The sequence below is a fragment of the Sinorhizobium fredii USDA 257 genome, assembly GCF_000265205.3.
Classification (GTDB): Bacteria; Pseudomonadota; Alphaproteobacteria; order Rhizobiales; family Rhizobiaceae; genus Sinorhizobium; species Sinorhizobium fredii_B.
Genome location: NC_018000.1, coordinates 594,038 through 615,901 on the forward strand (window position 1 = coordinate 594,038; position 21,864 = coordinate 615,901).

Genomic DNA, 21,864 nt, shown 5'->3' on the forward strand with positions numbered 1-21,864 from the left:
CGCAGAGGCAGGCGCTCAACGCCGCTCGCCGGAGATTTCGGCCCGGATGATAGCCAAGGGGACATGTCGTGGGGCGGAAGTCTGCATCAGAGAATCGGCATTGTGGAAATCCTGTGGCGGCTGATCGTTTCCAACCTTCATGGTTCGTCCGCATCGGTGCCACCCCAAAGGCGGCCGCATGATCTCAGGCTATTGCGTCAATGGCGAAGCTGTCGCTCTCTCGACGGCCGAACCGCCCGCCTTCCTGCGCCCGGAGATCGTCTGGATCGACCTCGTCGAGCCGACCAGGGCCGAAGAACTGATGATGGAAGAACTGCTCGGAATTTCCATTCCGACCCGGGACGACCTCAAGGGCATAGAGCCGTCGAGCCGCCTCTATGTCGAGCAGGATGCCGTCTTCATGACCGCCTCGCTGGTCTACCGGAGTGAAACGCAGATCCCGGGCCTGACGGATGTCGGCTTCATTCTTTCCGGAGGCAGGCTCGTGACGATCCGCTACGCGGAGCCGCGCGCCTTCGGCCTCTTCAAGGCCGGTACGCATCGGATTCCCGGTGGCTGCAGGAACGGCGTGGTGATTTTGACCCGCCTGCTCGAAGCGATCACCGACCGGACCTCCGAAATCCTGGAGCAGGCCGTCGACAAGATCGATGGCCTGTCGATCGAAGTGTTCGGCGACCGGGCTGCCGGCCGGCGCAGGCCGCCGCAACTGCTCGAGGCACGTCTGCGCGACGTGGCGGGCTTTCACAGGCTGGTTGCGAAGACGCGCGATAGCCTCGCTTCGCTGTCAAGGCTGCTCACCTTCGTCTACACCGTACCGGAAGTGCAGGCGGACAAGGATAGCCGCGAGCTTTGCCGCTCGATCTCCCGGGACATTCAGTCGCTCTCCGAACATGCAGCCTTTATCTCCGGCAACATCACCTTCCTGCTCGATGCCTCGCTCGGTCTCATCAATGTCGAGCAGAATGCCATCATCAAGATCTTCTCGATCGCTTCCGTGGTTCTGCTGCCGCCGACCTTGGTTGCCTCCGTCTATGGCATGAATTTTCGGGTAATGCCGGAACTCGAATGGCAGTTCGGCTACCCCTGGGCGCTTGCGGCCATGGTGCTTTCGGCCGTCATCCCCTTCTTCTTCTTTCGTTGGAAAGGCTGGCTCTAAGAGCCTGTTGGATACCATGTCTCAATTGTCTGCCCCTGCCGTGCATGGATCCGAGAACATGCGCCGCCTGCTCGCGCTTGGCCTTGGCTCGATCGGCGTCGTCTATGGCGACATCGGCACGAGCCCGCTCTATGCCTTTCGCGAAGCGCTGCGCCCGGTTGCGCATGACGGCGTGACGGATGTGGAGATCATCGGTCTGATTTCTCTGATGATCTGGTCGTTGACGATCATCGTGACGATCAAATACGTGCTTTTCCTATTGCGAGCCGACAACCAGGGGGAGGGCGGCACGCTCTCGTTGCTGGCCTTGCTGATGAAGACGGCCAACGGCCACACATGGATTCTGTTCTTCATGGGCGTCGCTGGAGCGGCGCTCTTCATTGGCGATGCGATGATCACGCCGGCGCTCTCGGTTCTATCGGCCGTCGAGGGCCTGAAGCTGGTGACGCCGGCGCTCTCGGACTATGTCGTCCCGATCGCCGTCGTCATCCTGCTGCTCCTGTTTGCCGTGCAATCGAAAGGAACGGCGGCCGTCTCCAATTTCTTCGGGCCGATCACGCTCATCTGGTTCCTGGTGATGGGCGGCATAGGGCTCGTGCATATCGCCGACGACCTGTCGATCTTCGCGGCCTTCAACCCGTTCTACGCCGCAACCTTCCTGTTCAACGAGGGCTATGTCGGCATCATCGTGCTCGGCGCTGTCTTCCTGACCGTGACGGGAGCCGAGGCTCTCTATGCCGACCTGGGCCATTTCGGCCGCCGGCCGATTCAATGGGCCTGGTTTACCATAGTCTTTCCGGCGCTCACCCTGAACTATCTCGGCCAGGGCGCCTTTATCCTCGAGCACCCCGAGGCGATGTCCGATCCGTTCTTCCTGATGTTCCCGAAATGGGCGCTGCTTCCCGTCGTCATTCTCGCGACTGCGGCGACCATCATCGCCAGCCAGGCCGTGATCACGGGTGCCTTCTCGCTCACCCGTCAGGCGATTCACCTCGGCTTCCTGCCGCGCATGGCGATTTTCCACACGTCCGAGACCCATACGGGCCAGATCTACCTGCCGAACGTCAACACGCTGCTGATGTTTGGCGTCATGGCGCTCGTCTTCCTCTTCGGCTCGTCCGAGGCGCTCGCCACCGCCTATGGCATTTCTGTCACCGGCGCCATGGTGGTGACCACCATGCTTGCCTTCGAATTCCTGCGCGCGCGCTGGAACTGGTCGGCCTGGTGGGCCGCCGCGGCGCTGCTGCCGCTCCTCACGCTGGAATTCGTCTTCCTCGGCGCCAACATGCTGAAGATCCACGACGGCGGCTATGTGCCGATCCTGATCGCAGCGACCTTCATCATCGTCATGTGGACCTGGAAGCGCGGCACCGAGATTCTTCACGCCAAGACGCGCCATATCGACATTCCGCTGGCAAGCTTCATCAAGTCGATCGAACGCAAGAGCGAGCATGCGCCGGTTTCCGTACCGGGCACGGCAATCTTCCTGACGAGCGATCCGGATTCGACGCCCGCCGCCCTCCTGCACAACATCAAGCACAATCACGTCCTGCACCAGCAGAACTTCATCCTGACGGTCCGCACCGCCAACACCCCCAAGGTGCCAAAGGAGGAGCGCGTCAGCGTCCGGCCGCTGTCGGAACGCTTTACACTCCTCGAGATGAAATTCGGCTACATGGAGACGCAGAACGTTTCGCAGGCGCTCGGCCTCTTCCGCAAATCGGGCCTGAAGTTCGACATCATGTCGACGTCCTTCTATCTCGGCCGCCGCAAGCTCGTGCCCGACGCCCAGTCCGGCATGCCGCACTGGCAGGATCGCCTGTTCATCGCGCTCGCCAATGCGGCCATCGATCCGTCCGACTATTTCCGCCTGCCGACCAACCGCGTCGTCGAACTCGGCTCCCACGTAATCATCTGACAAGCCTTCGCCGGACCGCTCCGCATTAACCAAACATCAAGGTTAATGCTTCATTTTCGAGGCTCAAACGGAGCGATCCCGGTCAACTGTCCGGACGCTTCAAGATCTTAGCATCCCTGCATGGCATCTTCAGGCCCGCTTTCAGCCGGCTTGCGAGGACGCGTGCGCGAGTAAGAGTTGCGTGGAGCTGTATGATGCGTAGGAGTGAGATGTCGCGTCGCAAGTTTCGCATGTCCCTCTCGGTCTGGCGCGCCCCGGCTATCATCGGGCTTGCCATTTTCCTCGGCTTTCCGTCGGTCGCAGCCTATTCCGATCTCGCGACGTTTCTCTCCGGCGTCAACCGCGGTGACGGCGAACGCTGGCGCATGTATCTGACCCGGTCACCGGCCGGATCGGTTCACGACGTCGACATGGTGTTTGCCGACCCGATCACGACCGGCGGACTCGACGGCGGCGCCGGCATGACGCTGCCCGACGGCAGGCGAGTGGCATTGACCGCCGAATCGAAGCATCAAGAGGGGACGCCGGATGAGGACCGCGTCACCCGCAAGCTGAAAAAGGGCCGCATCGTCGCCGTCAGTCCGGTGACGCCGCCAAAGGACTTCAGCGCCGGCTCGATCCTTCAGCGGACGGGCTTCCTGATGGAGCCCGATTTCGACGGGGCCGAGAAGATGGCCTTCGCCAAGCCGAAGATCAAAGGCAAGGAAATCGAGATCGCCACGGCCTTCTATCGAAGGAAGCCTCCACAGCCGGATCCCGGTGTTTCGCCCGTGCTTGCCAAGCTCGTGACCAACAGCGAGGCCGATATCCTGGCAACCGCCTATGTCCGGCCGGAGCCGGACTATGCGCGTGTATCGCCGTTCGATTCGATTCTTCGCGAAGACAAGAATGGCGGGCGTTTCATCCCGGATATCGCGCCCGACGATCACGCCTGGGCGGCGACTGCCTTGCCGGCGACGGTGTTCGGCAAGGAGGAACAAACCTGCCTTGCCGAAGGCATTTATTTCGAAGCGCGAAGCGAGTCCGTGAAAGGGCAGGCGGCGGTCGCCCAAGTGATTCTCAACCGGGTGCGCAACCCGACCTATCCGAAGACGATCTGCGGCGTCGTCTATCAGAACAAGGCCTGGCGCAACCGCTGCCAGTTTTCCTTCGCCTGCGACATGATCCGTGACCTCATCTACTCGCGGTCGCATTGGAAGACCGCGAAGGAGGTCGCCATGGCCGTCACCGCCGGAAAGATCTGGCTGCCGGAAGTCGGCTCTGCGACGCATTACCATGCGACCTATGTGAAGCCCGCCTGGGCGAAGACCATGAAGCGCGTGGGACAGATTGGCTTGCACATCTTTTACAGAACCTATGGCGGCGGCTGGAGTTGATCGGCGCTCGATTCCGCACAAGGCGCGCTACATGGCGAAGATAAGCTGCGACGAACGCGGACGATTCCGTTGCAGCTTTGTCGCAGGTGTCGCAAGTTTCCTGTAACTGATTGAAATTCAAAGCATATATTGTCCACGCCCAATACCCCCGCATGCCTTGACTATGCGGGTGCCTAAAACTATGTTGCGCGCGACTTCAAATGGGGCCGAACCGTGGCTTGAGCGCCGGCCGTTTGTATGACCGAGATCGCGTTCGACCGCGTGGGGCTGCAAAGGGGAGCCATGTGACGGAGAAGCCGGAAGAAAGTCTGGAAGCGCGGCTGAAGCGCCTTGGCGAAAATATCGCGTCGAAGCGCGTGAAAGTTTCGGACGAGGCCGAGGTCCGCAGTGCGGAAAGCCGCAAGGGCTACGCAGCAGCGATGAAACTCTCGAGCGAGTTCATCGCCGGCATCGTGGTCGGAGCGTTCCTGGGCTATCTTTTGGACCATTTTGCGGGTACAGGGCCGTGGGGCATGATCGTCCTCCTGCTTCTCGGTTTCTGTGCCGGTGTGTTGAATGTGCTGCGTTCTGCCGGTCTGGTGGCGACACCCGACCAGCGCGGAAGTGGCTCAGGGAATAGCAAGAAGGACGGTGACGACGCCTGAGGCGTCGTCCGGAAGAACACGGTTTCCGCTTGCGGGCGGGCAGAACGAAAGAGAAGCGCGGTGTCAAACGATCCGACCCACCAGTTCCTGATCAACAAGATTGTCCCGATCGAGCTTGGCGGAATTGACCTTTCCTTCACCAATGCATCGCTGTTCATGGTGGCGACCGTCGGTGTTGCTGCAGGCTTTCTCTACCTGACGACCTCTCAGCGCGGCATCATCCCGACGCGCATGCAGTCGGTCTCGGAACTGTCCTACGAATTCATCGCCTCGATGCTTCGCGAAGGGGCGGGCAGCCACGGGATGAAGTTCTTCCCGATGGTCTTCTCGCTGTTCATGTTCATCCTGACGGCGAACCTGCTGGGCATGTTCCCCTATTTCTTCACCGTCACCAGCCAGATCATCGTGACCTTCGCGCTCGCCGTCTTCGTGATCGGCACGGTCATTCTCTACGGCTTCTACAAGCACGGCCTCGGCTTCCTGCAGCTCTTCGTGCCGCACGGCGTGCCGGGCGTGCTCCTGCCGCTGGTCGTGACGATCGAAGTCATCTCGTTCCTCTCCCGTCCCATCAGCCTCTCGGTCCGTCTCTTCGCCAACATGCTGGCCGGCCACATCACGCTGAAGGTTTTCGCAGGCTTCGTCACCTCGCTCAGCGCCCTTGGTGCGCTCGGCATCGGCGGCGCGATCCTGCCGCTCATCATGACCGTCGCCATCACCGGTCTTGAATTCCTCGTATGCTTCCTCCAGGCCTATGTCTTTGCGGTGCTGACCTGCATGTACCTCAACGACGCTGTCCATCCGGGAAGCCACTAAGGAATACAGTCGCTGGCTTTCGGTCGGCTGACGCCGCCGGAGGCACAAATCCAAGCCGCAACACCATTTCGAAGGAGTTCAATCATGGAAGCGGAAGCAGCAAAGTTCATCGGTGCAGGTCTTGCATGCCTTGGTATGGCCGGCACGGCTCTCGGCCTCGGCAACATCTTCGGCAGCTACCTGTCCGGCGCTCTGCGCAATCCGTCGGCTGCCGACGGCCAGTTTGGCCGCCTCGTATTCGGCTTCGCCGTTACGGAAGCTCTGGGCATCTTCTCGCTGCTCGTAGCCCTGCTCCTCCTCTTCGCCGTCTAATAACGGCTGAAGTCTCGGCCGCGATCCCTCGGGATCGCGGCCGCGCATATCTTTAAGTGCACCTTGGAGGTGAGCATGTTTGTGACCGCGGCCTATGCCCAGCAGTCAACCACCACTGAAGGCGCCGAAGCACACGATGCCCCTGCGGCCGGTGAGGTGCACACCGAAACGGGTGTGGCCCACGAAGGCGAGCATGGTTCCGGCGTGTTCCCGCCCTTCGATTCGACCCATTTCGCTTCGCAGCTGCTCTGGCTGGCGATCACCTTCGGGCTTTTCTATCTCGTGATGTCGAAGGTCATCATTCCGCGCATCGGCGGAATTCTCGAAAAGCGCCACGACCGCATCGCCCAGGATCTCGACCAGGCCTCCCGCCTCAAGGGCGAGGCCGATGCCGCGATTGCATCTTACGAGCAGGAACTGGCGAACGCCAAGGCCAAGGGCCACTCGATTGCCGACGCGGCCCGCGAGGAAGTCAAGAGCAAGGCCAATGCCGACCGCACCGCCGTCGAGGCCGAGCTCACAAAGAAGATCACCGCTGCCGAAGCGCGCATCGCCGAGATCAAGTCCAAGGCGCTTGCCGATGTCGGTGCCATCGCCGAGGAGACGGCGACCGCCGTCGTCAAGCAATTGATCGGCGGCAACGTCACCAAGACCGAGATCGCCGCGGCGGTCAAAGCGTCGGCCGGCAACTGAGGAGCAGGGAACAATGGCACTTGATGCAACTTTCTACGCCCTCGTCGGCCTGATCCTCTTTTTCGCTCTCATCGCCTATCTCAAGGTGCCGGGCAAGATCGCCGAAGCGCTCGATGCGCGGGCCGACAAGATCGGCAACGAACTGGCGGAAGCCAAGCGTCTGCGCGAAGAGGCCCAGAGCCTGGTTGCCGAGTACCAGCGCAAGCGCAAGGATGCCGAGGCGGAAGCCGCCAACATCGTCGCCGCCGCCCAGCGCGAGGCGGAGAGGCTGACTGCGGAAGCCAAGCAGAAGACCGAGGACTATGTCGCCCGCCGTACGGCGCTTTCCGAACAGAAGATCAAGCAGGCCGAGAGCGACGCGATCAACGCGGTTCGCGCGGCTGCCGTTGATCTCGCGATCAGCGCGGCGGAGAAGGTGCTTGCCACAAAGGCCGACGCCAGCGCCCAGGAGACGCTGTTCGAGCAGGCGCTCGGCGAGGTCAAGGGACGCCTCAACTAAGTTCAACCATAATTCGCGAAGTTGAGAACCCCGCTTCGGCGGGGTTTTTCGTTTGGGCCAGGGCCTGTCAAGCGGGCGAGTCCGGGCCTGCGAGGCCGCGCCGTGCCTGGATGCGCAATCGCTGTTGGTTCGTCCGCGGCCTCCTGCCCGCCCGCCGCCGGCTGGTCCGAGCGGTTGCCGTTCTCGCTCATTCTGCAAGGCGCTGCGGGCGTTCCTGCCGCATACCGACGCTACCGGAGTGCGGACCAGCCTACCGAGAGTCTCTTAGATCGGAGTCGGTTGGGAATCAGGCATGCAGCAATCCAGATTGTTGCAGCGACCCTCGCTTCCGGTAAGACGCACCGCGCCGGGGGAGCGATGGCCTTGCCGTCACGAATTGACGTCGAGTGGTTCAGCGCTGATTGCAACGGGCTGTTCCTGGGCCTCTCGAAAGGGGCGGAAGCTCATGCGATGCAACGAACATGGTCCGTGACTGTCGATGGCGCTGCGGTGTTTGACGGTCGCATAGCCCGCGTGGAGCGCAAAGCCATAGGCGGGAAAGGTCGCATCGGCTCGGGTCATCATGCGGTCGCGGGTGACCTTCGCGACGATCGAGGCGGCGGCGATCGACACGGAACGGGAATCTCCCTTGATGATCGCCTTCGCATGGCAGGGGAGGCCCTGTGGAACATCGCGGCCGTCGATGAGCGCGAAGCGCGCCGCAATCGAAAGGCCGTCGATCGCGCGACGCATGGCGTCGAGGCTCGCCTTGAGGATGTCGGTTGCATCGATACGCGCGGCGGAAGATGAGGCGATGGATATGGTCGCCGTCGCCATGATTTCCTCGAATAGCGCCTCGCGCTGTTCGGCGGTCAGGAGTTTGCTGTCGTTGAGACCGGCCGGCACGGCATCCGGGTCGAGGATGACCGCTGCTGCGACCACCGGACCGGCGAGCGGTCCACGGCCTGCCTCGTCGGCGCCTGCGACCGGCCAAAAACCATCCCGCTTTGCGGCGATTTCGAAGCTGAAGTCCGGAAGCACCGGCTCGAGCGGAAAAAGCGGGGAATCGGGCGACTTGCGACGTGACATGCGGGGGACCCTCGCATATTCGCCCGATTCCCTTCAAGCCCCCCGGTACGTGTGCGGCGGTAAACCGGGAGGAAAGCCAGCGCCATCCTGAGGCGGGAAGGCGCCGGAACCAAAATATGGGGCTCGTCTGGCGCCCTCCTACAGCAACGACAATTGCACCCCCGTCCCCAACGGGGGCACGAAGATATCGTGCCGCAGTTGGCGGCGGGTGAGATTCAGCTCCAAGCGCTTGGCGGCAAGTTCGAACCGGCGGCCGATCTGCCACGCATAAGGACCGGCGCCCTTCATGCGCTTGCCGAACTCCGCATCATAATCCTTGCCGCCGCGCATCGAACGGACGAGCGACATCACGTGTCTGTAGCGGTCCGGATAGTTTCGCAGCAGCCAGTCGCGGAAAAGCGGGCTCACCTCGAGCGGCAGACGCAGGAGCACATAGCTCGCCTCCGTAGCGCCCGCAGTTTTCGCGGCGTCGAGCACACGCTCGATCTCGTGATCGTTGAGAGCAGGGATGATCGGCGCCACCAGGACGCCGGCCGGAATGCCTGCTTCCGAGACCGCGCGAATTGCCTCGAGCCGCTTGGGCGGCGTCGACGCCCGCGGTTCCATGGTACGTGCCAGCTTGCGGTCGAGCGTCGTTACGGAAATGCCTACCCGTGCCAGACCCTTTTCCGCCATCGGGGCGAGCAGATCGATGTCGCGCGTCACCATGGCCGACTTGGTCACGATCATCACCGGGTGATTGGCCGCCTTCAGCACCTCGAGGATCTGGCGCATGATGCGCCACTCTTTCTCGATCGGTTGATAGGGGTCGGTGTTGGTGCCGATCGCGATCGGACGCACCTTATAGTCCGGCTTCGCCAATTCGCGTTCCAGCAAGCGGGGCGCGTCCGGTTTGGCGAAGAGCTTCGCTTCGAAATCGAGCCCGGCCGAAAGCCCCATATAGGCATGGGTCGGCCGCGCGAAACAGTAGATGCAGCCGTGCTCGCATCCTCTATACGGATTGATGGAGCGATCGAACGAAATGTCGGGCGACTCGTTGCGCGTGATGACGTTGCGGGGTTTTTCGATCTGAACTTCGGTCTTGAATGGCGGCAATTCCTCGAGCGTCTGCCACCCGTCGTCGAACACCTCGCTCGTCTGCGGTTCGAAGCGGCCCCCCATGTTCAGGGCTGCTCCGCGTCCCCGGCGGCGATCGATCTCTATTCTGACGCCGGTGCCGGTGACGATGGCTTCCGCCAGCTCTGCGCTATTGCCGGGCGCGAAAGCACCCTGCCTGAGTTGAGACAGCTCGGTCATGGAAATCTCCTCGGAACCGATTTGGTATCTCCGTTCCGCTCTGATTATTTTCCTAACGCACAAAGTAGAACAAAGCAAGAACAAAAATTGCTGCGCTGCGCAATCGCCGCCGCTACGGTCGCTAATACCCCTGAAGAATTGTGGTATTTGTTGTGCCGATGCGTTAGGAGACGGTATGCTGACGATCATAATGGAGACGCGGGACAATGAAGCGGAACTCGCGCAGACATTGTCCGTACTTGTCGCCGGGGCTGTCGAAGGGCTCGTCAGTGACGTGATCATCCTGGACCACGGCTCCAGAGATGGTTCCGTGCATGTCGCCGATGCGGCCGGCTGCCGTTTCTGCGCCGAATGGGATCTCGCCGATGTCGTCCGTTCCGCGCGCGGTGATTGGCTGATGCTGCTGGAGCCGGGCGCCCGTCCCATCGGGCGTTGGGTGGACGAGCTCATCGAATATGTCTCGCTCCACAGGGATCCGGCGCGGTTCTCCCCTTCTCGCCTGCATAGGCGGCCGCTCCTCAAGCGTTTGTCGCAGCGGACCGCGCCGCTCGAGGCCGGGTATCTGATGCGCAAGCAGGATGCCGTGGCGGTTGCACGCGCCGATATGCAACTCAGCGACATCGCCAACGCTCGGGCGGTCCGCAAGTTGGCGACCGAACTCGTTCCGGCCTGGGTTGCTCTCGGCAATCGATCTGCGGCCGAGCGGGCTTGAAACGGCCCAAGCCTTTCAGTGTGGTATTGCCGTCACAAGAGGGGCGTGCCTTGCGGCACCCCCTGAAGCGACTCTCAAATGACCTTGTCTACGAAAAGGGCTTGCCATGCTGCTCCATCTCCTTGTGGTGGGCACCATGTAACATGTTCTGTAAATCTCTCTCCGCAGGGAAAGGGAAAGAGGCGTCTTCGCTTCGCCCGATGCAAAGGCTCGCTACGTCCACTGCCTTCTGGTGGGCTGACGAGTAGCAATCTAGCGACTTCAACCGTGCGTGGCTGTTCCAAACGGAACAGGTCGGGCAGTCAGCCGCGCTTCAGGTGTTCATCCAGCCGCGGCATGATCTCGACGAAGTTGCAGGGCATGTGCCGGTAATCGAGCTGCTGCTTCAGGATCCCATCCCAGGCGTCCTTGCAGGCCCCGGGCGAGCCGGGCAGCACGAAGATGAACGTGGCGTTGGCGACGCCGCCCGTTGCCCGCGACTGGATCGTCGATGTGCCGATCTTGTCGTAGGAGATCCGGTGAAAGACCTCGGAAAACCCGTCCATGCGCTTTTCGAAAAGCGGCTCCAGCGCTTCGGGCGTCACGTCTCGGCCGGTGAAGCCGGTTCCGCCGGTGGTGATGACGACGTCGATCGACGCATTCAGCGTCCAGGCCCTCACCTGATCGTAGATCCTCTGGCGGTCGTCGGGCACCAATGCGCGCGCCTCGAGCCGATGGCCGGCCTCGCGTATACGTATCTCGAGCGTGTCGCCGGACTTGTCGTCAGCGCGCGTGCGCGTATCGGAAACCGTGAGAACGGCGATCCCGACGGCAATGAAGGGGCGCGTTTCGTCGATGTCGGGCATTTCCTATCCTCGCTTCCCGGCGGTTCGGGTGGCTAGAACGTACCATCCCGGATGATCGGCGGAAATGCGTTGCGCGGCCGCAGCCGCCTTTTCGTCGCCGTCGAACAGACCGAAGCAGGTGGCGCCGGATCCGGACATCCGTACGAGATCGGCTTCCGCGGCGTGCAATGCCCCAGACACCGCCTCGATCGCCGGCTGCAACGCTCTCGCCGGTCGCTCCAGATCGTTGCGCATCCCGGCCAGTGCCTTCAGCCAGTCCGCTGCTGTGCGGATGCCTTGCGGAACGGTGAGCGGAGGATTGCGCTTTTGGGCGAGCATCCGGAAGATGACGGGCGTCGAGACTGCGATGAGCGGATTAACGAGGACGACCGGGAAGGACGGCAGGTCGCCTAGGGGGGCAAGCTCTTCGCCGATCCCCTTGGCAAGGAGCGGCCTGCCGTCGAGGCACATCGGCACGTCGGCACCGAGTTCCAGGGCGAGGCTCGCGAGCCTTTGCGGCGCAAGCTCGGCCTTCCACAGCGAAAGCAGACCTCGCAGCGTCGCAGCTGCGTCCGCCGAGCCTCCGCCGATCCCGGAGGCGATCGGCAGGTTCTTCTCCAGATGCAGATGGACAGGGCCCGCAGCATCGCTCCGATCAATCAATTCCCGCCGCAGCAGGTCGCGGGCGCGCAGCACCAGATTGCCGCTCTTGGCATCGGCCGAAACCTGCAGATCGCGCGAAAAAGGGCCGGATACGGTGAAGTTGTCGACGTCCGCCGGCGCGAATGCGACGCGGTCGCCGTCATCTGCAAAAGTGACCAGGCTTTCCAGGAGATGATGTCCGTCGGGACGTTGGCCGACGACATGCAGTGCCAGGTTGATCTTGGCCGGCGCCACACGGGTCAGCGCGAAGCCGGCTATGCCGTCCACTTGCATGCGGTCAGGATTTCCTGCCCGGCGCGGCGACCTCGGGGCCTGGCTTCTTCGGCAGCGTCTCCTTGGCATCCGCCGCGGCCGGGACATCCTGCTTGAGCGGCGGCAGGCCGTTCTCGATCTTTGCCTTGATCTTTGGAACTTCCGCTTCCTCGGGCTTCATTTCGAGCGCCTGGTTCCACTGGAAGACCGCCTCGAGCTTGCGTCCGACCCGCCAATAGGCATCGCCAAGATGGTCGTTGATCGTCGGGTCGCCGGCCATCAGTTCGGCGGCGCGCTCCAACTCGGTCACGGCCTCCTCGAAGCGGTCCATCCGGAAATAGGCCCATCCGAGCGAATCGACGATGTAGCCGTCATCGGGCTTGAGCTCAACGGCCTTGCGGATCATGTCCAGGCCCTTGTCGAGATTGATGTTCATGTCGACCCACGAATAGCCGAGATAATTCAGGACCTGAGGCTGATTGGGATTGAGCTCCAGCGCCTTGAGGAAACTCGGTTCCGCCTTCGCCCAGATTTTCTGCCGTTCGTAGGCGATCCCCCGCTGGAAGAACACCGTCCAGTCGCTGCGCTTCGGCACCGGGCCGATCGCCTCGACGGCGCGGTCGTAGAGTTCGCCCATCTCCTTATACGCTTTAGCGTCGGAAAGGACGCTGCCATAGGCGAGATAGTTGCGGATATTCTCCGGATCGACTTCGATCAGCGCCTGCAGATGTTTCTTCGCCTCGTCGACCTTGCCGACGCCGGCTAGCGCCAGGCCAAGCTGAAGCTCGGACACGCGGCGCATCGGCGAATCTGCCGGCACGCTCTTGTAAAGCGCGATGGCCTCTTCCTGTTTCTTCAGATTTTCCGCGATGCCGCCGAGCATGACCAGGATGTCGGCGCTTTCCGGATCGAGGCGGCGCGCCGTCTGCAGATAAAGCGTAACGATGTCTTCCGCTCCCTCGCGGTTAAGGGCGCCGCCGATCGAAAAGAGGACGGCGGCGGCCCCCTGAGCGGCATTGCGCACCTGCTGTTCCTGGGGCTCGCCCTCTTCGATGCTCTTTCTGAGCGCCTCGAGCGGCGTGTAGTTGTTGACGAGGCTCTCGCCGACGGAAACCGTATCCAGTGCCTTCTGCTTGTTGCCCTCACGGGCTTCGAAGCGGGCCAGCGCCTCGACCGCGCGCATGAACGTATCCGGAGCGGCGCTGCCGCCCTCCCGGTCGAGAATGGCGTCGTTCAGCCTGGCGCGTGCGGTCGTCTTGTCGCCGGCCGCAAGAGCGATCGCGCCGGCGTGATAGTTCTTGAACACCCGGAACCATTCCGGCCCCTCGAGCGCCTTGATCTGGGCAATCGCCTCCTTGGGTCGGCCCTGCCCGGACTTCGCCCAGGCCGAGAGAAGCGTGCTCATCAGCCGGTCGAGATCGTTCGGGCCTTGATAGTTCAGGAGCTTCTGGGCGCTGCGATATTCGCGCTTGCGGATCGCTTCGATGGCGCGGACGGTCGTGGTGATCCGCTCGACGGCCGGATCGGATTTCAACGCTTCGGCAATCTTGACGCCTTCGTCGAACTTGCCGCTCATCAGCAGCGTGATCATCAGCCGCTGCTTGACTTCGATATTGTCCGGTTCGAACCGGAGGGCAATGCGATAGAGCTCCGTTGCCGTTGCGAAATCGCGATCGACGTCGGCCGTCCGCGCCGCCAGGAAGGCGCCGGCGAAGGTGTTGACGCTCCTGATGTCGAAAGGCCGGGCCTCCTCGACAGCCGCCTTGTCTTCAGCAAAGGCTTGGTGGCTGCCGGTCACACACAGGAGAGCCAGCATTGCCGCGCCGCCGAGGAGGCGAAGGAGTGTATTATGCCGCATGTCAAACCTTTCGTTGCCGATCGTCTCGGCTCGCCGCGTCTTTACTGTTTGTTCCGGGGTCGATCGCAAGTTGCCGAACGCAAGTATTGAAGAATAGAATGGCTTTTTTGGCGCAACGCGGCAAGAAATTCCTCCGCGGGAGAATATTGCTTCTCGGCCTGGCGCTCAGCTCACCCGATCGATGCAGAAATCGATGACTTCGATCAGGGCCGACTTCCAGGGAGACGCCGGCAACGGCGCGAGAGCGTCGCGCGCAATCGTCCCGTAGTGCTGGGCGCGTGCGATTGTGTCGGTCAGTCCGCCGTAGCGGCGGATGAGGCCGAGCGCCTTTTCGAGATTTGCTTCATCGCTGGCGCCGCCTTCGATCGCCTCGCGCCAGAAAGCCCGATCCTCCGGCGTGCCGCGACGGTAGGAGAGAATGATCGGGAGTGTGATCTTGCCCTCGCGGAAGTCGTCGCCGACATTCTTGCCGAGGTCGCTCGACGAGCCGCCATAGTCGAGAACGTCGTCGACGAGCTGGAAGGCGAGACCGAGATTCATGCCGTAGGACTTCAGCGCGTTGCGGTCTGCCCTGCTGGCGCTCGCAACGATCGGACCGACTTCCGCCGCCGCGGCGAATAGCGCCGCGGTCTTGGCCCGGATGACCTGCAGGTAATCGTCCTCAGTCGTCTCCATGTTCTTGGCCACAGAGAGCTGCAGGACTTCGCCTTCGGCAATCACCGAGGCGGCGGTCGACAGCACATCGAGCGCGTCGAGCGAGCCGACGTCGACCATCATGCGGAAAGCCTGTCCAAGCAGGAAGTCGCCGACGAGCACGCTCGCCTGGTTGCCCCAGATCGTCCGCGCTGTCGACTTGCCGCGTCGCAGGTCGCTTTCATCGACGACGTCGTCATGGAGGAGCGTCGCCGTATGCATGAATTCGACGCTGGTAGCGAGCTTGACATGGGCGTCGCCCTCGTAGCCGAACATCGCAGCGGCGGCGAGCGTCAGCATCGGCCGCAGGCGCTTTCCCCCGGAGGAAATCAGGTGATTGGCGACCTCCGGGATCATCTGCACGTCGGAGCCCGCTTTGGAGAGGATGAGCTGGTTGACGCGCTCCATGTCGGACGATGTCAGGCCGACGAGCGGCTTCACGGAAGCCTGTTTGTTTTATTGTCTTCCAGCGGTATCACTACGCCCAACGCCCCGGACTCCTGCTTCGTGTCGGCTTCGACAATAGAAAGTGGGGCTTCGGGCGGCAAGAGGCGAATTGCCTCGCCCTCTGCAATTTAAGACGGGATCATCAAGGCGAATGAAGGAACTGATCCGCACCAACGACGCCGTGCTGCTCTCCTTTGCGGAAAGCCTGATGAAGGATGCCGGCATTGTATGCCTCATCGCCGATCGGGACATGAGCATCCTCGAAGGCTCCCTCGGCCTTTTGCCGCGGCGTTTTCTGGTGGCCGACGAGGATGCCGATAGGGCCAGGCGCATTCTGGTCGATGCCGGCCTGGAAAAGGAATTGCGGCAATGATGTCTCCCTTGCCGCAACGCGGTCGCGGCCTGTCGGCGGGGCAGTTGCCGCAATGACGACAGCGGAAACTGTCGATGCGTTTCACCGCGGCAAATTTCATCTGATCCAGCCGCTCGGCCAGGGTCATCGCTCCGGGATGGATGCGATGCTGCTCGCCTCGCTTGTCTCATGTGAGCGTCCCTGCCGCGTCGCCGATCTCGGTGCGGGCGCCGGCGCGGCCGGCATGGCGGTCGCCTCGCGTCTGGCAGGGGCCGAGGTGCTGCTCGTCGAGCGTTCGCCGATCATGGCGGATTTTGCCCGCCGCAGCCTTGCCTTGCCGGAGAACGCGCGTTTCGCCGCGCGGGTCGCCGTGCTCGAGGCGGATGTGTCGCTGAGCGGCAAGGCGCGTGCTGCAGCCGGCCTGCCGGACGACGCCTTCGATCACGTGATCATGAATCCGCCGTTCAACGACGCAGCCGACCGCAGGACGCCGGATCGCCTCAAGGCCGAAGCGCATGCGATGAGCGACAAGCTCTTCGAGACCTGGATCAAGACGGCCGGGGCGATTATGCGGCCGGGCGGGCAGCTTTCGCTCATCGCCCGGCCGGAATCGATCGCCGAGATCATCGCGGCCTGCGGCCGCCGTTTCGGCGGCATCGAAATTACGCCGCTCTTGCCGCGTGCCGGCGAGAATGCGGTCAGGATTCTGGTGACGGCAATCAAGCAGAGTCGCAAGCGGCTGGCACTCCGGGCGCCGCTGACCATGCACGCGGAACGGACGCACCGTTTCTCGCCGGAGGTCGATGATCTCAACAACGGCCGCGCCGCCTATCGCCGCCGTGATTAACGGTAAGTAGGCCATTGCGTTTGCTGCGCCAATGCATACATGCAGGATCGAGTTCGTATCGGGCAGGAGTTGAAATGGCGAGGTTCTTAAGAAAACTGATGCCGAGGCGTTTTCGCATGGACGGGATTGCGATCCCGGCGATCCGGCTTCACGGCACGATCATGTCCGGTGGCGGGCAGTTTCGCCCGGTCCTCAATCTCGCGACCGTCGCGCCTGTTCTCGAAAAGGCCTTCTCGGTCAAGGAAGCGCCGGCTATTGCCATTTCCGTCAATTCGCCCGGCGGCTCGCCCGTCCAATCCCGGCTGATCTACCAGCGCATTCGCGATCTTGCGGATGAGAAGAAGAAGCGCGTGCTGATCTTCGTCGAGGACGTCGCTGCCTCGGGCGGCTACATGATCGCGCTCGCCGGAGACGAGATCATCGCCGATCCGAGTTCGATCGTCGGCTCGATTGGCGTCGTTTCCGGCGGCTTTGGCTTTCCGGAACTGCTGAAGAAAGTCGGCGTTGAACGGCGCGTCTATACTGCAGGCGAGAACAAGGTCGTGCTCGACCCGTTCCAGCCGGAAAAGGAGCGTGACGTCGAGTTCCTCAAGAGCTTACAGCTGGATATCCACGATACCTTCATCCAACTGGTCAAGGCCCGCCGCGGCTCGCTGCTTGCCGATCATCCCGATATCTTCTCGGGTCTTTTCTGGACCGGGCGGCGCGGCCAGGAACTGGGCCTCGTCGACGCTCTCGGCGATATGCGCGGCGAGGTGAAGAGGCGCTACGGCGAAAAGGCGCGCCTCGAACTGATCCAGCCGTCCCGCAGCCTCTTCGGACGCCGTCAGCCGGGTGCGACCGTGGACGGATCGATTGCCGCACCCCTGGCCGCGTCGGCCGCTGCGGGCCTCATCGAAGCGATCGAGGAAAGGGCACTTTGGGCGCGCTTCGGCCTATGAGACAATGGCAACTGATCGGGGGGCATCTGGTCGGGGCCTCTGGTCAGGCGTGCACGGCCGCTGTAACAAAAGCTGCCGCATCTCCTGTCCGAGATCCCGTCTGATCCAAGGAGGAGCAGAGGAGAAACCATGCCGCAGATCATCCTGCTCTTGATTGTCGCCCTCATCGCCTGGATCGGCTACCGCAAGTTCATCGCCGATGCCCAGAAAGTGACGCGTCACCAGGAACGCTTGCGCCGGGAGCGCGAGACCGGCGCCAACGGGACGCTCGTCAAGGATCCGAAGACCGGAGAATATCGCCTGAAGCGCGACGACGAGTGACGTCTGCCGAACGGGTCGGTCTGGCCGTCGGATCGGCAAGGCGCTTGACCCTTGCCTTGCGGCATGGCACCTGTCCGGCAAGATTTCGAAGAATTCGGACGTGATCCCATGACCATCGCCTCCCTTCCGGACCATATGAACCCGAAGCGTTCCTTCCAGGCTCTGATCCTGACGCTGCACAATTACTGGGCCGACAAGGGCTGCGCCGTGCTCCAGCCTTACGACATGGAGGTCGGAGCCGGTACGTTCCATCCGGCGACGACGCTGCGTGCGCTCGGCCCGAAGCCGTGGCGTGCGGCCTACGTCCAGCCCTCGCGCCGCCCGACCGACGGTCGCTACGGCGAGAACCCCAACCGGCTGCAGCATTATTATCAATACCAGGTGCTCCTGAAGCCGAACCCGTCCAATCTGCAGGAACTCTACCTCGGTTCGCTGGAAGCGATCGGCCTCGATCCGCTGCTGCACGATATCCGCTTCGTCGAGGACGATTGGGAAAGCCCGACGCTCGGCGCCTGGGGACTTGGCTGGGAGTGCTGGTGCGATGGCATGGAAGTCTCGCAATTCACCTATTTCCAGCAGGTCTGCGGCATCGAGTGCTCGCCGGTTTCCGGCGAGTTGACCTATGGCCTCGAACGTTTGGCGATGTATGTCCAGGGCGTCGACAATGTCTACGACCTGAACTTCAACGGCCGCGAGGGTGCGGAGAAGATCAGCTATGGCGACGTGTTCCTGCAGGCCGAGCAGGAATATTCGCGGCACAATTTCGAATATGCCAACACGGCCATGCTGCATCAGCACTTCATCGACGCCGAGAAGGAGTGCGTGGCGCTACTGGCCGCCGGCGCTCCAGGCGATGCCAGCAACAACCGTCTGCACAAATGCGTCCTTCCCGCCTATGACCAGTGCATCAAGGCGAGCCACGTCTTCAACCTACTGGATGCGCGCGGCGTGATCTCGGTCACCGAGCGGCAGAGCTATATCCTGCGGGTTCGCACGCTGGCCAAAGCCTGTGGCGAGGCCTTCCTGCTGACCGACGCAGGCGGTGCAAACGGGGCGAGAGACGCGGCCTGATCAAGCGGCGACGCTGATCCTTCGGCCGCATGGCAGGACGGCCAGGTTGGCTGGCGGCCGCGTGCCGGTGGACGATTCCCCGTGTTGCGTGCAGAAGAACTGGGTGCCATCGAGCCGCAACATCGGTTCCAGTGTGATTGATCGCCCATTCGTCAATTCGCCGGCGTAGATTTGCAGGGCGCGGCGAACGCCCGCTGGCCTCTCGACCGGTGCTGCGCTCGCATGGGCAGTGAAGAGGGCCGTAAAGGCGACGACGTTGATGAAGGTTGCGAGCGAAGTCATGGTCCTGTCTGCATGTTGCGGTTGTTGATGATTTGAGTATCGGCCACAAGCGCCCATCGCGCCGTTACCGGCGGAACAGTTCGGCGCCGGGGTCTGGGCCGCTGCAATCTGCTGCAAAATAGTGATTTCGGCGGGTCCAAAATGGCGGGCGGCGATCTTGCCGTTGAGCCTGTTTGATTGCAGAAAAGCCTTCGAATTGGAGCGGGGAAATGTATGCTTTTTGCCTGCGCGTCCTGTATCTCGCGGTCGGAGTCGGTGCTAACCTCCGGCGGGTTCTGAAGGAGGGCATTGCATGATCGGGCTGGCAATCGGGGTCGCCGTGATCCTTTACCTGGTTTTCGTCTACAACGGACTCGTTAAGGCACGGCAGATGGCCGAAGAGGCCTGGTCCGGTATCGACGTGCAGTTGAAGCGTCGCGCCGACCTCATCCCCAACCTGATCGAGACGGTGAAGGGTTACGCGGCACACGAGAAGTCGACGCTTGAGGAAGTCGTCGCCCTGCGCAACCGGGCCCAGGCTGTCCCCGAGGGCGACATCACCGCACGAGCGGCGGCGGAAGGGGCGCTCTCGCAGGCGCTCGGTCGCGTCTTTGCGCTCGCCGAAGCCTATCCGGATCTGAAAGCCAATGAGAACTTTGCCGAGCTCCAGGGCTCGCTGGAAACAATCGAAGGCGAGATCCAGATGTCGCGCCGCTATTACAACGGCGCCGCCCGCGATCTCAACGTCAAGGTCGAGAGTTTCCCGTCCAACCTGATCGCCAGCGCGTTCCGCTTCGCCAAGGCCAGCTATTTCGAGATTACCAACGAGACAGATCGCGCTGTGCCGTCGGTCAAGTTCTGAGACGGTGCGGAAGAGGAAATCCTGATGAAGCGGCTTCTCGCTGCGCTTGCGTTCGTGGTTCTTTTCCTTGCCGCGCCCTTTCCGGCTGCTGCGGAAGAGATCATTTCTTCCTACCATTCGGTCATCGATGTCGACAGGGACGGCACCCTCACGGTGACCGAAACGATCACCGCGAACGTCGAAGGCAATCAGATCCGCCGCGGCATCTATCGTGATTTTCCCCTGACGTTCGTCGACCCGGACGGCCGGCGCGTCCAAGTGGATTTCAACCTGGTTTCCGTCGAACGCGATGGCGAGCAGGAGGAATACCGAACCGAATCGGTCAACGGCGGCATCCGCATCTACACCGGCAACGCCGACGTTTTCCTGCCGCGCGGCGAGCATATATTTCAGATCACCTATGAGACCGGCCGCCAGATACGCTTCTTCGATGATCACGACGAGCTCTACTGGAACGTGACCGGAACTGAATGGGCGTTCCCGATCGAGGAAGCGACCGCGACCGTTACTTTGCCGGATGGCGTCGTGGCGCAGGCGCTCGACGTCTTTACCGGCGGCTACGGTGCGACCGGCAAGGATGCGCGCGCGGTTGAGGAGGGCGGCGAAATCTTCTTTGCCACCACGCGCAGGCTTCGGCCCCAGGAAGGCCTCACCATCGCCATCAAGCTGCCGAAGGGGAGCATCGACCGGCCGAGCGCCTCGCAGCAGAACATCTGGTGGCTGCGCGATCACCTGGCGCTGGTCATCGCCGGCGTCGGCTTCGTCGTCGTGAGCCTCTATTACGGGCGCGCCTGGGTCCGCGTCGGTCGTGATCCCGCCCGCGGCGTCATGGTCCCGCGCTGGGACCCGCCGGACGGGATTTCGCCCGCCCTCGTCAACTATATCGACAGCAAGGGCTTTTCCGGCGAGGGTTGGACCGCGCTCTCGGCAGCCGTACTCAACCTGGCGGTCAAGGGATATGTCGTCCTCGATGATCTGAAGAACGCCATCATCGTCTCAGCGACGGGCAAAAGCGGTGGCGAAAAGCTTCCGACCGGCGAGGCGGCGCTGATGAAGGCGGTCGACGCGGCCGGTGGGACGCTCAAGATAGATCGGGCGAACGGCAAGGCGGTGGCGGCCGCCGGGTCCAGCTTCCGCAGCGCCATGGAGCGCGAGCATCGCGGCAAATACTACCGCGCCAACACCGGCTACATCATCGGCGGCGTCGCGCTTACGATCGTTGCGCTGGCGGCGCTGTTCATCTTCGGCGGGCTCAGCGAAGCGACGATCCCCTTCATCATCGTCCCGGTTTTCGCCGGAGTTTTCGTTTCAGGGTTCGCCGTTTCGATCGGCAAGTCTCTGAGGCGCGGGTCGAGCCTCGTGAGGCGCATCCTGTCGATCGTCGTGCTGGCCTTCATCGGCTTCGTGCTCATCGCCGTCTTTTCGAGCATCCTTGCGGTGGTCATCTTCTCGGCGACCGAAGCGGACGACCTGCCGCTGTTCTTCGCGATCGGCGGCATCGTGCTCGCCAACGGGCTGTTCTACTACCTGATGGGAGCGCCGACGCCGCTCGGCACCCAGATGATGGATGGTATCGACGGGCTTCGGCAATATATGACGCTGGCAGAGCAGGATCGGCTCAACATGCAGGGTGCCCCGGAAATGTCGCCGCGGCACTTCGAAACGCTTCTGCCCTACGCCGTGGCGCTTGGCATCGAAAAGCCCTGGACCGAGACATTCGATCGCTGGCTGCTTGCGGCAGCCGGGGGGGCGGCAGCCGCCGCCTACCAGCCGAGCTGGTACCATGGCGATAGCTTCGGCCCCGGGTCCTTTTCCGACACGATCGGGGGCTTCGCCGGCTCGATGGCCGATACCATGACCTCCTCGCTGCCCCCTCCGCCCAAGAGTTCCTCCTCCGGCTTTTCTTCCGGCGGCGGCTTTTCCGGCGGCGGCGGTGGGGGCGGTGGTGGCGGCGGCTGGTAGATGATGCCGATTTCCTCGCCGCA

22 protein-coding genes and 1 pseudogene are annotated in these 21,864 nt (G+C 62.6%); 16 read left to right on the plus strand and 7 right to left on the minus strand.

Annotation, left to right across the window (positions count from 1 at the left end; all coding sequences use genetic code 11):
* Positions 1 to 178: 178 nt before the first annotated feature.
* The 8 genes from USDA257_RS02655 to USDA257_RS02690 all read left to right on the plus strand — a co-directional run bounded on the left by USDA257_RS02655 (position 179) and on the right by USDA257_RS02690 (position 7,411).
* Positions 179 to 1,156, plus strand: coding sequence for a magnesium transporter CorA family protein (locus USDA257_RS02655; RefSeq protein WP_041413867.1), 978 nt, complete (start codon positions 179 to 181; stop codon positions 1,154 to 1,156).
* A gap of 16 nt (positions 1,157 to 1,172) precedes the next feature.
* The gene (locus USDA257_RS02660; protein ID WP_014761330.1) at positions 1,173 to 3,074 is read left to right on the plus strand and encodes a potassium transporter Kup; all 1,902 of its coding nucleotides are present in this window, start codon (positions 1,173 to 1,175) and stop codon (positions 3,072 to 3,074) included.
* A gap of 191 nt (positions 3,075 to 3,265) precedes the next feature.
* The gene (locus USDA257_RS02665) at positions 3,266 to 4,450 is read left to right on the plus strand and encodes a cell wall hydrolase (protein ID WP_080605509.1); all 1,185 of its coding nucleotides are present in this window, start codon (positions 3,266 to 3,268) and stop codon (positions 4,448 to 4,450) included.
* Between the two features lie 284 nt (positions 4,451 to 4,734).
* A complete protein-coding gene (locus USDA257_RS02670) occupies positions 4,735 to 5,094 on the plus strand; it encodes an AtpZ/AtpI family protein (protein WP_041413868.1) in 360 nt (119 codons plus the stop codon).
* A 60-nt stretch (positions 5,095 to 5,154) separates the two neighbouring features.
* Positions 5,155 to 5,907: a F0F1 ATP synthase subunit A gene (locus USDA257_RS02675; RefSeq protein ID WP_014761333.1), complete on the plus strand. Its 753-nt coding sequence runs from the start codon at positions 5,155 to 5,157 to the stop codon at positions 5,905 to 5,907.
* Between the two features lie 84 nt (positions 5,908 to 5,991).
* Positions 5,992 to 6,219, plus strand: coding sequence for a F0F1 ATP synthase subunit C (locus USDA257_RS02680; protein WP_012707029.1), 228 nt, complete (start codon positions 5,992 to 5,994; stop codon positions 6,217 to 6,219).
* 75 nt (positions 6,220 to 6,294) lie between these two features.
* Positions 6,295 to 6,912 (plus strand): F0F1 ATP synthase subunit B, encoded by a 618-nt coding sequence (locus tag USDA257_RS02685; protein WP_014761334.1) that lies wholly within the window; start codon positions 6,295 to 6,297, stop codon positions 6,910 to 6,912.
* 13 nt (positions 6,913 to 6,925) lie between these two features.
* A complete protein-coding gene (locus USDA257_RS02690) occupies positions 6,926 to 7,411 on the plus strand; it encodes a F0F1 ATP synthase subunit B (protein WP_014761335.1) in 486 nt (161 codons plus the stop codon).
* Between the two features lie 369 nt (positions 7,412 to 7,780).
* Here USDA257_RS02690 and USDA257_RS02695 read toward each other — a convergent pair whose 3' ends face one another.
* Positions 7,781 to 8,479 (minus strand): ribonuclease HII, encoded by a 699-nt coding sequence (locus tag USDA257_RS02695; protein ID WP_014761336.1) that lies wholly within the window; start codon positions 8,477 to 8,479, stop codon positions 7,781 to 7,783.
* A gap of 138 nt (positions 8,480 to 8,617) precedes the next feature.
* Positions 8,618 to 9,775, minus strand: a complete 1,158-nt coding sequence (locus USDA257_RS02700; RefSeq protein WP_014761337.1) for a PA0069 family radical SAM protein — start codon at positions 9,773 to 9,775, stop codon at positions 8,618 to 8,620.
* Positions 9,776 to 9,950: 175 nt separating this feature from the next.
* On the opposite strand from USDA257_RS02700, the gene USDA257_RS02705 reads away from it, so the two are divergent.
* Positions 9,951 to 10,487, plus strand: a complete 537-nt coding sequence (locus USDA257_RS02705; protein WP_014761338.1) for a glycosyl transferase — start codon at positions 9,951 to 9,953, stop codon at positions 10,485 to 10,487.
* A 302-nt stretch (positions 10,488 to 10,789) separates the two neighbouring features.
* On the opposite strand, the gene moaB is transcribed toward USDA257_RS02705, so the two are convergent.
* The 4 genes and pseudogenes from moaB to USDA257_RS02725 all read right to left on the minus strand — a co-directional run bounded on the left by moaB (position 10,790) and on the right by USDA257_RS02725 (position 15,265).
* Complete coding sequence (gene moaB, locus USDA257_RS02710) at positions 10,790 to 11,332, minus strand: molybdenum cofactor biosynthesis protein B (protein ID WP_014761339.1); 543 nt, start codon at positions 11,330 to 11,332, stop codon at positions 10,790 to 10,792.
* A 3-nt stretch (positions 11,333 to 11,335) separates the two neighbouring features.
* Positions 11,336 to 12,247, minus strand: a complete 912-nt coding sequence (locus USDA257_RS02715) for a 4-(cytidine 5'-diphospho)-2-C-methyl-D-erythritol kinase (RefSeq protein WP_014761340.1) — start codon at positions 12,245 to 12,247, stop codon at positions 11,336 to 11,338.
* A 4-nt stretch (positions 12,248 to 12,251) separates the two neighbouring features.
* Positions 12,252 to 14,084, minus strand: coding sequence for a tetratricopeptide repeat protein (locus tag USDA257_RS02720; protein ID WP_014761341.1), 1,833 nt, complete (start codon positions 14,082 to 14,084; stop codon positions 12,252 to 12,254).
* Positions 14,085 to 14,249: 165 nt separating this feature from the next.
* A pseudogene (locus tag USDA257_RS02725) lies at positions 14,250 to 15,265 on the minus strand (polyprenyl synthetase family protein).
* Between the two features lie 110 nt (positions 15,266 to 15,375).
* On the opposite strand from USDA257_RS02725, the gene USDA257_RS02730 reads away from it, so the two are divergent.
* From USDA257_RS02730 to USDA257_RS02750, 5 genes are all read left to right on the plus strand, one after another.
* Positions 15,376 to 15,597: a putative signal transducing protein gene (locus USDA257_RS02730; RefSeq protein WP_014761343.1), complete on the plus strand. Its 222-nt coding sequence runs from the start codon at positions 15,376 to 15,378 to the stop codon at positions 15,595 to 15,597.
* Between the two features lie 52 nt (positions 15,598 to 15,649).
* Entirely contained in the window at positions 15,650 to 16,423 is a 774-nt protein-coding gene (locus USDA257_RS02735) for a tRNA1(Val) (adenine(37)-N6)-methyltransferase (protein ID WP_014761344.1), read from the plus strand.
* 74 nt (positions 16,424 to 16,497) lie between these two features.
* Positions 16,498 to 17,364 (plus strand): S49 family peptidase, encoded by an 867-nt coding sequence (locus tag USDA257_RS02740; protein ID WP_014761345.1) that lies wholly within the window; start codon positions 16,498 to 16,500, stop codon positions 17,362 to 17,364.
* Between the two features lie 129 nt (positions 17,365 to 17,493).
* Entirely contained in the window at positions 17,494 to 17,685 is a 192-nt protein-coding gene (locus tag USDA257_RS02745; RefSeq protein WP_014761346.1) for a hypothetical protein, read from the plus strand.
* Between the two features lie 108 nt (positions 17,686 to 17,793).
* Positions 17,794 to 18,756: a glycine--tRNA ligase subunit alpha gene (locus USDA257_RS02750; RefSeq protein WP_014761347.1), complete on the plus strand. Its 963-nt coding sequence runs from the start codon at positions 17,794 to 17,796 to the stop codon at positions 18,754 to 18,756.
* Here USDA257_RS02750 and USDA257_RS02755 read toward each other — a convergent pair whose 3' ends face one another.
* On the minus strand, positions 18,757 to 19,038 hold the full coding sequence (locus USDA257_RS02755; protein ID WP_041413869.1) for a hypothetical protein: 282 nt from the start codon (positions 19,036 to 19,038) through the stop codon (positions 18,757 to 18,759).
* Positions 19,039 to 19,330: 292 nt separating this feature from the next.
* Here USDA257_RS02755 and USDA257_RS02760 point away from each other — a divergent pair, with 292 nt between their 5' ends.
* Positions 19,331 to 19,879, plus strand: coding sequence for a LemA family protein (locus USDA257_RS02760; RefSeq protein ID WP_014761349.1), 549 nt, complete (start codon positions 19,331 to 19,333; stop codon positions 19,877 to 19,879).
* 24 nt (positions 19,880 to 19,903) lie between these two features.
* Positions 19,904 to 21,841, plus strand: coding sequence for a DUF2207 domain-containing protein (locus USDA257_RS02765; RefSeq protein WP_014761350.1), 1,938 nt, complete (start codon positions 19,904 to 19,906; stop codon positions 21,839 to 21,841).
* Positions 21,842 to 21,864: the final 23 nt, after the last annotated feature.